General features: G+C 43.1%; 10 protein-coding genes, 1 rRNA gene and 1 pseudogene. 3 read left to right on the top strand and 9 right to left on the bottom strand.

Annotated elements, in window-relative coordinates:
* From AB4114_RS31890 to AB4114_RS31900, 3 genes are all read right to left on the bottom strand, one after another.
* A 16S ribosomal RNA gene (locus AB4114_RS31890) occupies positions 1-157 on the bottom strand; the annotation flags it as partial.
* Positions 158-596: 439 nt separating this feature from the next.
* Positions 597-2,744, bottom strand: coding sequence for an ABC transporter transmembrane domain-containing protein (locus tag AB4114_RS31895; protein ID WP_441992015.1), 2,148 nt, complete (start codon positions 2,742-2,744; stop codon positions 597-599).
* A gap of 358 nt (positions 2,745-3,102) precedes the next feature.
* Positions 3,103-8,187 (bottom strand): S-layer homology domain-containing protein, encoded by a 5,085-nt coding sequence (locus AB4114_RS31900; protein WP_441992016.1) that lies wholly within the window; start codon positions 8,185-8,187, stop codon positions 3,103-3,105.
* A gap of 186 nt (positions 8,188-8,373) precedes the next feature.
* Between AB4114_RS31900 and AB4114_RS31905 the strand changes: the two genes are divergently transcribed.
* Entirely contained in the window at positions 8,374-9,534 is a 1,161-nt protein-coding gene (locus tag AB4114_RS31905; protein WP_441992017.1) for an acyl-CoA dehydrogenase family protein, read from the top strand.
* Between the two features lie 21 nt (positions 9,535-9,555).
* Here the strand turns inward: AB4114_RS31905 and AB4114_RS31910 are convergent, their stop codons facing one another.
* The 4 genes from AB4114_RS31910 to AB4114_RS31925 form a co-directional block, all read right to left on the bottom strand.
* Positions 9,556-10,266, bottom strand: coding sequence for a PIG-L family deacetylase (locus AB4114_RS31910; protein ID WP_441992018.1), 711 nt, complete (start codon positions 10,264-10,266; stop codon positions 9,556-9,558).
* The gene (locus tag AB4114_RS31915) at positions 10,263-10,574 is read right to left on the bottom strand and encodes a DUF1806 family protein (RefSeq protein ID WP_441992019.1); all 312 of its coding nucleotides are present in this window, start codon (positions 10,572-10,574) and stop codon (positions 10,263-10,265) included. Before AB4114_RS31915 ends, AB4114_RS31910 begins: the two co-directional genes overlap by 4 nt.
* Positions 10,575-10,614: 40 nt before the next feature.
* Positions 10,615-12,225 (bottom strand): glycosyl hydrolase family 18 protein, encoded by a 1,611-nt coding sequence (locus tag AB4114_RS31920; RefSeq protein ID WP_441992020.1) that lies wholly within the window; start codon positions 12,223-12,225, stop codon positions 10,615-10,617.
* A gap of 174 nt (positions 12,226-12,399) precedes the next feature.
* Positions 12,400-12,753, bottom strand: a complete 354-nt coding sequence (locus AB4114_RS31925) for a helix-turn-helix transcriptional regulator (protein WP_441992021.1) — start codon at positions 12,751-12,753, stop codon at positions 12,400-12,402.
* A 296-nt stretch (positions 12,754-13,049) separates the two neighbouring features.
* Here AB4114_RS31925 and AB4114_RS31930 point away from each other — a divergent pair, with 296 nt between their 5' ends.
* The gene (locus AB4114_RS31930; RefSeq protein WP_441992022.1) at positions 13,050-14,195 is read left to right on the top strand and encodes a sensor histidine kinase; all 1,146 of its coding nucleotides are present in this window, start codon (positions 13,050-13,052) and stop codon (positions 14,193-14,195) included.
* Between the two features lie 18 nt (positions 14,196-14,213).
* Positions 14,214-14,900: a response regulator gene (locus tag AB4114_RS31935; RefSeq protein WP_441992023.1), complete on the top strand. Its 687-nt coding sequence runs from the start codon at positions 14,214-14,216 to the stop codon at positions 14,898-14,900.
* A gap of 70 nt (positions 14,901-14,970) precedes the next feature.
* Here the strand turns inward: AB4114_RS31935 and AB4114_RS31940 are convergent.
* Both AB4114_RS31940 and AB4114_RS31945 read right to left on the bottom strand, forming a co-directional pair.
* Positions 14,971-15,627 (bottom strand): annotated as a pseudogene (locus AB4114_RS31940) (M48 family metallopeptidase).
* Positions 15,628-15,874: 247 nt separating this feature from the next.
* Positions 15,875-16,654 carry a hypothetical protein gene (locus AB4114_RS31945; protein ID WP_441992024.1) on the bottom strand — a complete coding sequence of 260 codons (780 nt, stop codon included), beginning with the start codon at positions 16,652-16,654 and terminating at the stop codon, positions 15,875-15,877.

Genomic DNA, 16,654 nt, shown 5'->3' on the forward strand with positions numbered 1-16,654 from the left:
ATAGTTATCCATAGTTATCCCAGTCTTAAAGGCAGGTTACCTACGTGTTACTCACCCGTCCGCCGCTAGCTTATCCCGAAGGATAAACCCGCTCGACTTGCATGTATTAGGCACGCCGCCAGCGTTCGTCCTGAGCCAGGATCAAACTCTCCATAATAGCCAATCCCCAGAAAGTGAAGCGAACCTCCGAAGAGAATTCCGAATACTTTCCGTGGGCCCAGCAAGACAATTGCTTGTCCGTATATCTGAAAGCTTAATTGCTCATTTGAAGCTAGCGAGATTTTGCAATCTCTTTTATAGTCGATTACTCGACTGTGCTTACTCACTCGTTGTTCAGTTTTCAAAGATCAATTTCTTTCGCCCGCTACCGTGTTACCGAAGCAGCGAGTTGTAATATACCATGTTTACTTTTAATGTGCAACTACTTTTTTTCGAGTTAATTTCAGTTACTCTCGCCTGCCTGTCTTGCGGCCGGAGTGATAATATAGCATGGTTTCGACAAAGAATGCAATGTTTTATTTTTCCAATAAGCAAAAAGATTGCCTCCATAAGTAAAACACTCTACTCGATGACAATCCATATATACGTAATGCCCACTAGCTCCGCTCACTCAACGACTGATTCAACTTCGCCTTCATATCCTCATAGCGATCCAATAAAGGCAGCAGCTGCTTACGGGTCAACGACAACAATGTGCATTCCGTTAGCGCCGTAATGTTGGCATTGCGAGGTGCATCCTTCAGCAGCGCAATTTCACCGAAGTGGTCCCCATCCTGAAGAACAGCGACCCTGATGTTCTCCCCTTTGGCATTGCGTTTCGTCACTTCAACTTTACCGCGTGCGATGATATACAGTTTATTGCCCACTTCTCCTTGCCGGAAGACATCTTGAGCGCTAGTCATTTTCTCCGTTGTCAGCAAATCTTTGATTTCATGCAAGAGATCCTCGTTCATATAAGCAAAGAATGGCATCTGTCTTAACCGGTCCACTTCGATAACGACTTCACCATCATGCGATAATTGGAAGCCTTGCTGCTTTTGCCACAGACTGTAGTAAGCACCTTGACACTCCATCAACTCATTATGAGTCCCGTACTCTAGCACTCTACCTTCTTTGATAAAATAAATAAGATCTGCGTGTGAAACGGTTTTTAGTCGATGCGACACGGCTACGATTGTGCGACCTTGATTCATGCGTGAAATGGTTTCATTCAGCGCTATTTCTGACTCTGGATCTAAGGATGCCGCGACTTCGTCCAAGAACGTCAGCTCGTTCGAGCGCAGTAATGCTCGGGCAATCGAAATCCGATGGCGCTGAGAGACGGATAAGTTGGCTCCATCATTTTCAATCCAGGTATCGTAGCCGCTCGACATTTGCATAATGGCCTCGTGAACCTCAACCGCAGCTGTAGCTTTCATAAGCTCTTCTTCTGTTGCATCAGGATGACCCACTAGCAGATTATCACGTATCGTCGCATGGAAGAGATATGGCTCTTGAAAAATAACGCCAGCTTGCGTGAGCAAAGCAGAGAGACGAATCTTACGTATATCCAGATCATCAATTTGGATCGAACCTTGCTGCGGATCATAGAAACGCATAAGCAATTGAAGCAGCGTGCTTTTGCCAGAACCACTTGGACCTACCAAAGCAACATAGCTGCCCACGGGAATCGAGAGCGACAGATCCTGAATGACGGGATGCGCATCCGTGTAACCGAAAGTTACCTTATCAAATTTAATCTCATTGGTAATCGACGGATTATCTATCGCTTCCTCATTATCCTCCAGATCGGGACAGATCTCGAGCACTTCATTAATGCGCCGGATGCCCACTTCACCTTCAATCAGGTCCGGAACGACCTCCATGAATTGAATAACCGAAACACCAACAGTATCGAAAACCGAGTAGAACGCTATTAGATCACCGATCGTCATCGTACCTTGAAAGGTAAAATAGCCCCCCAAGCCAAGGATAATCACGTTAACGACTGACAACACCATAATGGGGAGACGCTCCAGATTGGAGTTAATGAAACTCCTTTTGACCCCTAGTCTAAACCAAACTTGCAACTGCTTATTGAACCTCTTCTTCATCGAGTCTTGCAATTGAAAGCCACGGATCAGCTTAAAAGCCTTCATTTCCTCATCCATATTATTGGAAAATGACTCTACGATGCCCACATACTCCTCGTTATAGTGCTGTGCTCGTTTATTCAATAGTTTTTGCGGGATAAACATAAAAATAATGCCTACAAAAGCTACGAGCGCTAGCTTCCACTCCAAGACAAACAATAGGACTGTACCAACCACAATGCTAAGGCTCGCCAGAATCAGCGTAGAAAACGTCTGCATCATCGCATGCTCCACAGCCGGAATATCCATCGTGAAACGAGCGACAATATCCCCGATCCGATAGCGCGAATAGAAATGGGCGGAAAGCTTTTGCGTCTGTTCGTAGAGATCTTTGCGTAAGCCAATGAGGATCGTTTCATTTAATTTGGACATGGCATAATCCCCGCCGACGCCAATCAGTAAATTCATAACTCCACCAATTAGAAGCGCTAATAATAAGCCAAAGAAGATCGTCATATTCCGAGGCGTAATCGCATCGTCAATTAAGTATTTAATACTAAGGGAGGTAAAGTACTCGAAGGATAGCTCGAATATTAGCGCTAAGAAGAAAAGCGTAAATATTCTTTTGCTATTCGTTAAATAGCCCAGGACAGAACGGTACAAATACAACATAGATAGTTTCAGCGCCTTTTCGTAGAGTCGGTCCGTAGTAGAGTGAGGGCTGTCGGGGAATCGATTCTTGTAGTCTAGGATCTACTCTAAAAGGGAGTGTGCGTGGGTTAGTGATAATTAGCTACATTAACCAGTTTAACATAAACATTTTGCATGAGGGGACGATTTCATTAACCTTATTAATAATAATAAAAACCTAATCCATTGGATAAGGTTTGGGCCATTTCGTAGTTTCTGAATTATAATGGCAGCGTTTCGAGGATTGAAAATAATGCCGCTTGCGTGTTGAGCACTACAACTCGTTTCAAACAAGGAATAACCCTACATCACGATAACGTAGGGTTATTCTTTGTATTGATTATTTCGTTGCACCGATTTGTTTCAACATGCGTACAACAACAGTCGCCACCTGTGCCCGTGTGCTGTTTTGAACTGGTGCAAAGTGAGTATCATCCATGCCGTTTAGAAGTCCTAGCGTTGTTGCAGCTGCTACGTATTGCTTAGCCCAATCGCTGATGTCGCTTGCATCTTCATAGTCTACCGTCTGAGATGTAAGAATATCTCCCAGTTTCTTACCTGTAGCGTTCAAGTACACGTTGACCATCATGACCGCCAGCTGTTCACGCGTAACGCTAGCTTCTGGAGCGAAGGTACTATCGCTTGTGCCGTCAGCAATTTTCGCAGCATAAGCAGCGTATACAGCATCTTTATACCACGAATCAGCAGCTACGTCAGTAAACTGATTACTTCCCGATTGCGTCGGCAGATTCACAGCTTTCTTGAGAATTGTTACAAACTGCGCACGCGTCATGTTATTGTTCGGCTGAAACGAGTTCGCATCCATCCCATCAACAATTTGCTTGCTGATCAGTTGCTCGATATCTTTTTGTGCCCAATGACCTTGAATATCATCGAAAACCTCAGTTTGAGTCGGAGCAATTTTCTCCATAACTACATACTTGGAAAAATGCGGGAGAGATATAGTGATTGTGCCATCCCCATTCACGGTACCACCAATATTAGTCCAAGTATTCGTGGCTTCATCCAGCCAATAGACCCCGAGTGTACTCGGATCTTTTACTTTGGACGAGTCATAGTGGAATATAGCTTGTACTGGGCTATTAAAAGCAGCTATAGTCTTATCTTCTACACTTAAAGTGAACTCCACCATAGGAGAAACTGCATGAAAATTGCTCACTGCCGGAAGGTCACCGCTCAACACCTTGAGTCTTACTGAGTCACTATCTTTTTTAACAACCAAAGCATTTACAGGAAAAGTCAGGTTAACATCGTTCGTTTTGATAACAATAGGCTTACCTTTGTCGGTAGCCATACGAACAATGTCAGCACTAAAGCTTACTGTCGTGATATCGAGTTGTTCCTTAGCCGTTGCATCCAAGACAAGCTGTGGCTTTGCAAGATTAGCAAGATCAATTAGCATATCCACATGAGCCGGCTGGACATCGTAAGTCATCTTACCGTTAGCGTCAAGCGTTGGAGAGCTTTTTCCTCCACCTCCACCGCCACCTCCTCCGCCTCCTCCGCCACCAGCAGGTTCGGCATTATAAGCCTTTTCAAGCTTCAAGCTTGGAATGCCACTGCCATGTTGCACGGAGAAATAAAGACTTCCAGCACCAGTTCCCAACTGCGAAGTGGTAAAGTTGAGTGAAGTTGTGTTAGCCAAAGCTACTTGTTGTAAGAATGAATTAGCTGAGTTGGAATCACGGTACACACGAACGATATCTCCACCACTTACACCAGAGACAGTAATCGTATCGGGGGTTCCAGACTTATTATTGATAATTTGGACTTGATCTGTTCTCAACGACGCACTATAAGTACGATCAAATATATCCTTCGTAGCAGGCGTACTCATTCCCGTTGAGGAAACCGCATAAATGGCAATTTTGGTTGCGCCTAATGGAACTTGTGTATTCATTGGAATACTCATTATATAATCTCTATATTGATTTTTAGGCATACTGATAATAGGTTTGAGCTTTTGCAATTGATCATCAACAAAGTAAGCTTCGTAACGTAACGTATTACTGGAACTGCTATTTGTATAAAAGAATACTTCGCCGCCAATCTCCCCTGCATCTCCATCATCATCCGACTGAAATATGGATGGGATAGGAGTTTGATTATCTGTCGGCATGATAGAAACAGCTTCACCCGCAATGTTATCTGCCAAATAATAAATCCCCAACGTTAACTCATCGTTTTTCGAATTGATTGCCGATAACCGTAGTGCCGTAGCCTCAGCTGGAATTTGCGTATCTTGAAAGGAGAAATTATATTCCTTCTGTCCTGTGCTGACTTGCGCAATAGGGCCACCTATTGAAACTTGCATTGAATCAACAAATTTGAGAAATGTGACAAAATATTTTTTTACACTCGCCTCATCAACGGTAGGAACCCAATGCAATACGCCATTAATATGATTAGCGCGAGTATCCCTATCCTCGACATAATCACTATTGGGATCTGCATCAATGCGGTCCCATACTCCGGAATAATATCCACTTGTACTCTCACCTTGATCGTTTTTACCAAAAATCCCGATTCTTTGAGTCCCAGCTGGGATCACAGTACCTTTAGGCAAAGTAATTTCATAAGTCGGAAGCTGTTGGCCTGGGCGAATAAGACTCTTCCGAGTTACTTCCGCGATGGATTCCAATTTCATATTGTTTCCATCAACGAAATAAAGAGTATAGCTTGTCGCAGCTTCATCTAAAGTAAGGTCATACCACGTTATATAGCCGCCAAAACTTCCACGGGATATATCCGTATCAAAGATATTGAGGGCTAGCAGGTTGGGGGCTGGGATCGCTGGATTTGTACCTACAATGCTTGGGCTGCTCGTAGTTCTATCAAAAATTTGCATGCGGTACACTTCCGAACCTGAATTCCCGAACAAATCTTTCGGTAGTAAATCCAGATAAATGGCTCCTGCAGGCACGCTATTTTCATCAATATCAACATGATAAGTTATACCGCCCGATTCATGCTTTGAGACATTTCCACCACTAAGCTTTCTTCCAGAAGCGTCGACAAAATTTAATTGGTAACCAGAATAATTAATTTCGCTTGGAGTCATCCAGGATACCATAGGATGGATTTTTCCCCGAATGGGATCTTGATCTTCAAATATGTAGTAACCTCCACCGCCGATTCCAGCTCCACCGCCTCCACTGCTAGGTGGCGTAACTGGAGTAGAGACTGTATAATCCGACAGAACAACAGTAGCGGCGGAAGAGCTTTCTCCTTGAGCATTCTTGGCATAAACGCCTAAGTATTTAGCTCCCGTTGGTATATTCATTTGCTGAATGGTGTAGCTATAGCTCGAGCTATTTGCAGAATAAGGAAGTTCTGCAATGCTCGTGCCGATTTTATTTAAATTCTGGTCTAAAAAGTAAAGTGTGTAACTGTTTATAATGGATAACCCCGATGTGCTGTACCAATACATATTACCGCTTATTCTTCCTGCGGTTGAATCGTAATCGCTAAAATTAACATTAGTCACTTGAAGTGAAGGCGGACTGAACTCTGGTGCAAGATCATGAAGAGCCTGCATTGAAGTGAATCTTTGCACTGTTTTTCCATCATCAGAAACCACAACAATTTGACCGTTTGGCAGCGTCAGCACGTTCTTTGCGACGAATGGCAGGTGATACTGCAAGGTGTAGGAATCTCGATTCCAAACCGAATCTTTTGCAAAAATATTTGCTCCGTTAGCAGCAACAATAGCAGCCCCTATATAACCTTGTCCTGCCGGAATCGGAAGAAGCGTATTTTTGTCCAGAAGCTTACTGGCGTAGTATAAGTCGTTTCCGTTCATTGTGATCATGCCTAACGGGTAGCTATAAGCTTGAGACATGGCCTGCTGAGAAAAACTAGTTAGATTTAGTTTAATAGTCTTACTTGTGGAATAGTATCCTAATTCTCCAAAATATAAAGCATTATCAGCTGGACTAAGAATCATACGACCTGAAGTCGAAATATTTGTAGCATAAGTATCCTTGTTTCCAGTAACAGTATCAATTACATGAATACCAGGATAAACATAACCACTCATGGTCAGTGCAGTGTAGATCAGTTGTTGATTGCCATATACAACCTGACTGACAAAGCTGCCGGTATTCCATGATTGGACTGCCCCATTGATACTAGTTCCAGAAAGTGTATCCACACTCGTTATCTGTGTCGCTGAAGCTGAGCTGATATAGAGCTTATCATGATCCATAAATATCGAACTTGGGTTGGATCCTATGGTTCTTGTTTCTTGCACGCTCATATCACTTGTTCGAATTCTCATTAACTGATTGCTTTCCGAAGAAATCGCAAAAAGACTCGTACCATCGCTGTTGTATACGACATCGGTTACTGATTTACCCAATATCAGTTTTTGACCGTCAGAGATTGGAGGATTAGATGTCGCTGGATTCACGTTAATAATTTGTATAACATTCGGAATTGTAGGGTTCCAAGGATCAGATCCTGTATAAGAATAAATACGATTCTGACTATCCATTAAAATTCTCCTGGACGCCACTGGAAGCTCGGCAATTTGCTTAAATCCGTTTCGATCATAAACATAACTATGGGATGGTGCAGCATTTCCGTTATTCACCATTTCAGTGGTGAAAACATAGTTACCAGCAGCATAGATTACTCCAAGTCCATATGTACCTTCAATGGATGTCAAATCCGTTTTGAATCGGCGACCCGAATAAAAGACCTGATTCCCATCAGCAAGTACTTTTCTTCCAGAAATTCCGAATCCGTCTCTTGTTTTCGAAAGTAATTGTAGTGTAGAAGTGCTGTACGTGAAAAGATTGGAACCACCATATCCCGATTCACCTATAAACAAAATATGGTTTACTTCATCAACAGCCAGATCAGGTTGATAAAAATTACCTACAACTCCTGGATCAAGCAATGTCTCTATTTGTGTTGATAAATCGTAAGCTGCAACATGGCACCACTGGTCATATTCGGCATAAAACAGCTTATTTCCATCTATAGCTATATCATATGGCTTTATGGAGGTTGTGATTGAGCCCACTACCGCTTTTTGCGCAATATCTACAATTGCAATGGCGGTTGTTCTTGATTGAGCGACATAAAGCTTGCCACCAGATTGTACTAAATCTGAAGGTGCAGAACTTAGAGCTACTTGCTTCTCTACCTGAAGGTCACTGAGACGAATAAATAGTAAACTATTAGCTGCCTCAGATACAGCATAAATGTACCCCCTCGATTCATCCATAATCCACTCCCTGATCGGATTTTGCAGAGTAATACTTGACGGAGTTGTTCCTGCGTATGCTTTTTTAACATCAATCCCGAAAAGCATAGACGATGAAAGCATCGTTAAAATAATAAACAAAATGATAAATATTCGTTGCTCCTTTACATTCCGCCACTTTCCGGTAAGCATAGATGTTGATCCCCTTTTTTTGATAATTATGGAACTCTATCAATATTATCCTAGTGAGTTGTGGAGAGCAACGAAATTAATAGTTTCTTTATAAAGATATCTAAATAACGATATCTGGATGAAGTTCCGAAACGACAGAAGAATCCCCTAACTGATATAATAAATAAAGATTGGAGTGTGTTTGCGATGACTAAAATCATGGATTACTATATTCGAAATGCAGAAGAGCTGACTTGGGCCAGGAAGGTAGAAGAGCTCGCCTCCCGTTTTGCAAAGAGAGCCGCGCTGCATGACCAAGAGGGATCTTTTCCATTTGAAAATTTCGCGGATTTGCATGAGGCTGGGTACTTAAAGCTAACTGTCCCACAAGAATTCGGCGGGGATGGCATCTCGCTTTATGAGCTCGTTATGCTGCAGGAGCGGCTGGCTTATGGGGATGGTTCGACCGCATTAGCCGTAGGCTGGCACATAGGACAGGTCTTACATCTTAGAACAACTCGAAAATGGCCAGAAGCTATTTTCACTGATTTGTGCTGCTCCGTCGTGAGTGATGGGACTATGATCAATACTTTTGCTAGTGAAGCTGCCTCCGGTAGTCCCAGTCGAGGCGGCAAGCCCGAGACAACAGCGGTTCCTACACCTGGCGGATGGTTGATTACGGGACGAAAAACATTTAGCACCCTTTCACCGATCCTAGATCGTTTTGTGGTATCGGCTTTTATCCCGGATGAAGATGGAACAGCGGACTTCCTGGTTCATCGAACAGACCAGGTAACGATCGTGGAAACTTGGGATACACTCGGGATGCGAGCGACAGGCAGTCATGATGTGGTTTTGGATGGGGTTTTCGTGGATAAAACCATGAGGCTTTCTGGAAAAGGCGTGGATGATGGCGGCGGCTGGCTTTTACATATTCCGGCTTGTTACTTGGGCATTGCCATGGCGGCACGTGATTATGCCCTTGAATTCGCTCATACCTATCGACCGAACCATATGAACGAACCGATCTCTTCACTCCCTTCTGTCCAGCATACCATCGGCGAGATGGAAATCGAGCTACGAACGGCACGTGCACTCCTTTATGCAACGGCGGATCGTTGGGATCAAGAGAAGGTCAACCGACCAGCATTAAAACCAGAGCTAGGCTTGGCCAAGTATGTTGCTAGCAACAATGCGATCAAAGTCGTGGATCTCGCGATGAGAATCGTCGGTGCCGCTAGTTTGTCCCGCAAGCTGCCTTTGGAAAGGTACTATCGGGATGTTCGCGCAGGCCTGCACAATCCACCAATGGATAGTACAGTGCTTCATAACTTAGCCAGTGCTGCCCTAGTCGAGAAATCCTTGTGAATCGAGGGAACTGAAGAAATACTAGAACAAATCATCGAGTTTCTTAGCCGAAGCCTCCCTGTCCGCTTTCAAAAAATATTCATATCTGCCGAATTTCGCTAACGCCTCATGGTCTGGCAGCCATACCCACTCATCAATTTCCGTCTGGCATCGGTGAGCCCGGAACGCTGCCAGTTTAGCTTCCAAATGAGCTTCTACATCAATTTTCATGACATCCTTATGGGAATACCCAAACCGTTCCGGACGCTCCATGGCATTACCAAACGTTATGAAATATAACGAGTCCAGATGTCCTGTTCGTTGACATGCAGCCGTCGTAGCCTTCCCAATAGCGCAATGATCGGGGTGTCCGCCTAACGTTTCGTGAAACGTGAGCACGACATCGGGATTCACATCACGGATTAGAGCCTCAACTCTTGAAGTCAGGCTTTCCTCATCGATAAACTCAACCGTCTTGTCGCGGATATCGAAAAATAGGAGCTGTTGGATGCCCAAGCATTTGCAAGCATCTCGCAATTCAATTTCACGAGCAGCCGCCATCGTTTCCCGATTGAGATAAGGTGGATTACCCATTCGGCGTCCCATATCACCGCGAGTGGCACTCACCAGCGTAATGTCGACTCCTTCACTAGCGTATTTGGCTAGTGTCCCTCCACAAATAAATGACTCGTCATCAGGATGCGCAAATACGGCAAGTAGCTTGTTCACTGTGCCTCTATTGGTCGTATTCATTCTGGAAACGGCTCCTTTCCAATATGCAGCGCAACGTTCATCCGACCTCGATCATCATATCCGGCCAGTAAAAGACAGTCGTTCTCATCAATTTCATAATGCGTGAGCGCCTCCATGCGCAGCCAGCCATGCCCATCGAATCGAAGTGCTGTACGAAATGGTCCTTCCCCTGCTATAAAAGCATGGGTAACCTTGATCTTAAAATTACGAACGAAGACAAACGAAGTCGCTTCGCTATGGATATAAGCGTCAATCCCGATGAAGGACTGAAGTTTAGCTTCAACTTTTGACTTGACTATTGGGATCATCTTGTTTATCTCTCTTTTCTGAAAGGGATTATACCCACTTTTATTTCGCCGCTTGCTCTCCAATTCGCTCCCAATCCAATGGCGTATAGTTGCCCATATACCATAAGGAAACAGCATTCAGATCATAGAATTTGGCGAGCCAAATCTTCTTAGCTATGCTCTGAGAATCTTCGTAATACAATACATGGCTGCCCCGCTCGTCCGCAAACGTAGCTTTCTTCAAGAAATACGGCATGTCCCACGTGGTATTCACTCCTGGCATCGCCAGCCTTTTCTCAACATCCGCAATGGCTGGTTTAAGGGCAGGTCCGGTTATGCCAGCTTGGGTGATCCACTGGTTAGCCTGTTTGGAAATACCAAGGACAAGCTTCTCCTTCGGTATCGCTTGCAGCGCAGTTAGCACCGTATCGTTCACTAATGGCAGTGGTGCTGACGGCAATACACTTTCATTATGTGTAAAGTCATAAGCCATAAGGATCACCGTATTTGCTAGTTTCCCAATTTCTTTTAATTCATAACCCTTGTAATAATAAATCGGCGGAACGGCTACCGACAATGTAAGCGAACCTAACTGACTTTTCAACTCCTGCAGAAATTGGGTATAGTCATGTGCACTTCCCGCTTCTTTCAATCCTTCAAAATCAATACTTACCMCCGTGAACGAGTAGGCTGGATCTTTTAACGTACTGAGCAATGATGCGATAAAGGACTTTTTGGCAGACTCATCTTGAAGGAAGTCTTTTAAATTAGCACCATCATAGAAAACCATCAGTTCCTTTGTAATGTGGGCAGCATCCGCAGTTGCAATGACCTCTTCATAACCAATTGGAACCCGATATTCCGAAGACTTAATATTCAATGAAGCCATTCCAGCACCGCTATATGCCAGGTTAGACCAACCAAGAATCACATGAGAAAGCTTACTCATTTGCTTAATCGCAGGGTAGGATGTGAGAGCATAATACCCTGTGAAATCGATTTTTTGCTCGGCGATCCGCTTATCAATCAACCGATAGATAACAGCTGCTGCCTGCTTACGAATCAAAGACTCTTTCGGGTTAAATCCTGCCTGATCTCCCTCCATAATACCTCGATGCGCTGCGTAATATACATAAGGTTTCATTGCCTCATTCATAGTTGAATTATCCTTAAAACCTCTAACAACCTGCTCTTTCTTCCAATCCGTGGTTAACCATTGTTGACGAGCCGTTTCACTTTCAGACTCCAGCAACGATTTCCCTACGAGCATCGCAACTTCTTCTCTCGTAATCGTCTGCGAAGGATGAAGCAAGCCCTCCTGATCTAGTAAACTATCAAGCCATTTCCGTTCATACACAGCAGCAATATAAGATGCGGACCAACGGTCCTTCGCTACATCTACGGGAGTACTCCCAAGTGCCGTTTTATTCTCTATTTTACCTGCCATAACGAGCAACTTAATGAAAGCCTCTCTAGACAAGTCATCATTAGGACGATAAGTTTGGTCTTCATAGCCGTTAATAATGCCTAATGCGGATAAGGTGTAAATCGGATCCTTGGCATAGTCTTGTTCCTCATCTTTGAAGGGCTGGAGTTGAACATCGTAGGCAAAAGCGGTATTTGCAAACAGTAGAACAAACAGCGTGCCGAATAAGATTGTCTTTTTCATCATAAACCTCGTCTTCCCTCTCCTTCTATATCTGCGATTACTAGAATGAGTATTCCTAGCAACATAGTAATAGACGCATTGGGCTAGTGATTAGTTACGTTAAAATGAAAAACCGTCCTATCACCTGTGGTGTGATTGTGGACGGCTTGCTTATGGATCTCAACAAGAATGGCACTTCTACTTTTCCTCGGACAATCTGTTGCTTTCCTGAAAATAAAGCACATGATTAAATAACAGCGAAAGTAATTTTCGCATTGATTTGATGCCTGCTTTGTTCATTATATTAGCAAGATGAATCTTGACCGTTTTTTCGCTGATTCTACAACGTTCGGCAATTTCGTGATTGGAAAAACCATAGATAGCGACCATCAGGAAAATTTCCGACTCTCGCTTCGTAATTTGATACCTATTCGAAAATACATCCATCGAGTTACCTGTTTCCTGAATTAGAAACTCATTCATACGCTCGTAATCCGTGCTACATGAGGCATGCATGTCCCCATTGTTCTTATCAAGCAAGTCTTCTTTCAAATCGTACTCCCTCCTACTCAGGGTTACGTTCCAATAATTCTTTCAGCGGAAAATATAAACTTAAGATTAGAAGAATGCCACCTAGTACGTTCCATAAAATCATCAACATCTGGACATGCCTCCTTGAAATTCCATCATTCCTCTATCTATATTATAGATGCTACTAAAGGCCTATCCAAGATGAAGAAGTTCACTAGAAATGCAACTTTCTCGACACTTTATGCGTTCTATGTATGACTTAAGTCATGTTTATGGTAAAATAAGTAGTAAATAAAGCTTTGTTTGAGGGTAAAGATATGGATGTACATTTAAATAAAAACATGACTCTCACCTTGAATATCATCGTGATGGGCGCAACACTCTCACTATTGTTTCATACGAGTAAATTTTCGGTAGGACTTCTGCTGCTAGCATGCAGCTATGTGACTGCCGTCCTTATGCGGGATTACATCTTAAAGATTGCTCTGCATAGTAGGAGTGGTTTTCAGTTTTTGTACGCTCAACTCGCTTTGGCGCTTGTTATCTGTGTATGGTCGGAAAGTTATCTTTCACAAATTTACCTCTTAATTCTCATTGGTGAATTTACCTTTCATCACGGCAGGAAGCATGCCATTCTCTTTACGATCGTAACTTATGTTTGCATTCTATTAGGAGTCATGGTCTATCGTCAGTTTCCACCTTTTGAACAAATCTATTTAATTATTCCTAGAGTGATTGATTTCTTTGCGATCTACGGGATGAGCTTGCTTGCTAGGATTGCGTTTCAACAAAAGAATCAATTAGCTATCGACAATGAACATCTGCGAATTGCCTCTATTGCGCTGGAGCAGAAGGCCAAATTACAAGAACGGACGCGAATTTCCCGCGATATTCATGATTCGGTTGGACACACGCTGACATCTGCGTTAACCGGGTTACAAACTGCCGCACATGCGTTAGAGAAACATCGATATCCCCTTGCCCAAGAGATGATCGATAGAACGAGAGAAAGTATTCTCAGAGGGCTCGATGACGTGCGGAGCTCTGTGCATGTTTTGCGCGAAAACTTCCCAGATCACTCTTTCATACCCGAGCTTATCAGGTTGATCGATGATACGAAAAAGCAAACTAACGTGGACATTACCTACACCATTGATACCACGACGCCTGATCTGACACCCATTATCGAGCTCACGATTTACCGTGCACTACAAGAAGGTTTGACGAATGGCATTCGCCATGGCCTAAGTACCTATTTCCACTTCTCATTGACGTATCATGAGGAAGTCCTTCGATTCGTTTTATCCGATAATGGTCATCCACCACTCGAAATTGTGTATGGCTACGGACTAAATGCGATGAAAGAACGCGTGGAAGATGTTGGAGGAACGTTTTCAATACGTAATCATGGTGGATCTGGCGGAGTAACGCTGGATATAGCCATACCCTTCAGTCGAAAATGATCGGAAGGAGTGATCGAATTGTCTCAAACAACCATTCTTATCGCAGACGATCAACCCCTCATCCGCGATGGATTAGCAGCTATTCTAGGCATGGAAGAAGGATATAAAGTCGTAGCTACAACGGGAGATGGAATAGCCACCATAGAACAAGTACAGCTGCATCGGCCTCAGCTCGTTATGATGGATATCCACATGCCCAAGCTTGACGGCTTAGAGGCTACCAAACGAATCAAAGCCGAATTCCCAGAGATTAAGGTACTTATTTTGACCTCATTTGAAGATGAAGCTTACATATGGGAAGCGATACGTCACGGTGCCAGCGGTTATTTAGTGAAAGGCGTCGAGACGAAAAAAATACTCTCAACCATTCAGGTCTGCTTAGATGGTGGCATTACATACCCGCTAAGTATTCAGCCGCGCCTTGTCCAAGCACTACGTTCCTCAGAGGCACAGGAAGAAAAGGCATTGGAAGAAAACCTACAACCGATTGAAACCCAACCACAAGATAACAAGCTGTCTGGTCTATCTGTTCAGGAACGGAACATTCTGAGGAATTTGAAACAAGGGAAGTCGAATCAAGCTATCGCCTCTGACATGTTTCTGACCACGGGGACTGTGAAGAATTATTTGAGTGCTATTTATAAGAAGCTGAATGTCTCTGGACGGTCGGAGACCATTGCTTATTTGCATGAGAATGATTTGTAGGAATCGTGGAGGGTACGCACTGAAAAAGGAGTAAGGTTCGATGAACCTTGCTCCTTTTTGTTGTCTTATGTTATAGCGTCATCGCCTGTCCGTACCGAGCTAGGAAAGCTTCCTTCTCTTTATACTCTGGCATTATGCTGCCTACACGTCGCCAGAAGGAGCGATCATGATTCATATGCAGGAGATGGCATAACTCGTGAACGATGACATAGTCAATGACCTCCACTGGCGCCATGGCTAGGCGATAATTAAAGGTTAGCTTTTTGTCCGAGCTGCAGCTCCCCCACTTCGTTCTCGACTCATCGATCTCGATCGTCTTGGGTTTGACTTTCAGCTGGGTTTGATAGGCTTTGATTCGTTCCGCTACAACCTTCTTGCAGCTCGCGAAATAGAACTTCTTCAGGTTGATTTTCAACTCGTCCTGCGTGAGGCCATTCGTTTCAATTAACTCGTGAAGGAAATAATATTTCCCGAGATGAAGGAACTTGCCTTCTTCTTCGTATTCTCAGACTTTGGGGATGGGCTGCTTCGCTTTGGTGATCGCGTTTAGCTTGTCTAGGATCGACTTGCTGTGTTGTTGCACTGCGTGAATGATTTGCTCCTGACTGGTGCCGTTGGGAGCTTTGACCGTGATGAAGCCCGTGTCATCGATGTGGATGTAGAGCTTCTTACGGATGGCGTATTGGACGTTGACGTCTATGGTTGTGCTGTTGAGTTCAATTTTCATGGGTATCATCGTTTCTGTAGAGATTTTGTGTAAGGGATAAAAGAAGGAGAAGTCCTTTCTTCACGTTTACCTATTGTATCAATTATGGTTTGGTTTTGGTAGGTGCGTCACGTGTGCATATAAAGAAAAGCACCCGAAAATTGGGTGCTTCTGCGTATGATAAATCTTCTATTCCACTTCAATCCTCACAACCGTACTCCTCAAATCCACTCAATGTTGAATATTAACTTCAAATACACTCTTAATCCTAATTTTCTGAATAATATAACTCATCGTCTCTCGAGATATCATCATTATCCTCGTTAGTTCGCTTCACATCATCCCATATCTCTCTTGGCATTTCGTCGTTTAGAGTCCATAAATACTTATCAATAACTCTTTCGTTACCATCTGTTCCAAGTGCCCAATAAACATTTTTTAATTCTAAAGTTTTTTTATGTACAAAACCATAATATACTTGCAAGGATTCTTGGTTCAAGTCGGCTCCCATTTGAATCATTTTGTTACGAGACTCACTTATAATATTTTGTAAATCATTCAACTCTTCATAACTAAAAATTTCATTTCGAAAATCATTTTGTTTTTCCAATAATGATGCCATTTGATTAAAACTCTTACTTTGTCTCTTAAATGCAACTTTGTAGTATTCATCAGATGGACATTCTAATTCTTCATCCTCTTGATCATCTTCTCTTTTTGTATTCATGATTCCCCAGAAGTTTTTAGTATAAAGATCATCCGGAATATCATATATATCCTTTATATTTGAGAGGTATAATCCAAATACATCTGCTTCATTTGTATCGATTTTTCTTGATTTCTCTTGTATTCCTTCCCTATGACTCGGTATAAAAGTATGCCCCCCAGCAGCCCCAACATGACTGTACCATGCTTGTATAACAAACTTATATCCTGGATTAAAATTCTTTTCCGTTAAAAACTTATCTGTGTCCTCTACCTGTAAGACAATAAATCCGATATATCCCCAACTTCTATTATCCCATACATTAACAAATTTGGTTTTCAT

Source organism: Paenibacillus sp. 2RAB27 (assembly GCF_052115445.1).
Lineage (GTDB): Bacteria > Bacillota > Bacilli > Paenibacillales > NBRC-103111 > Paenibacillus_E.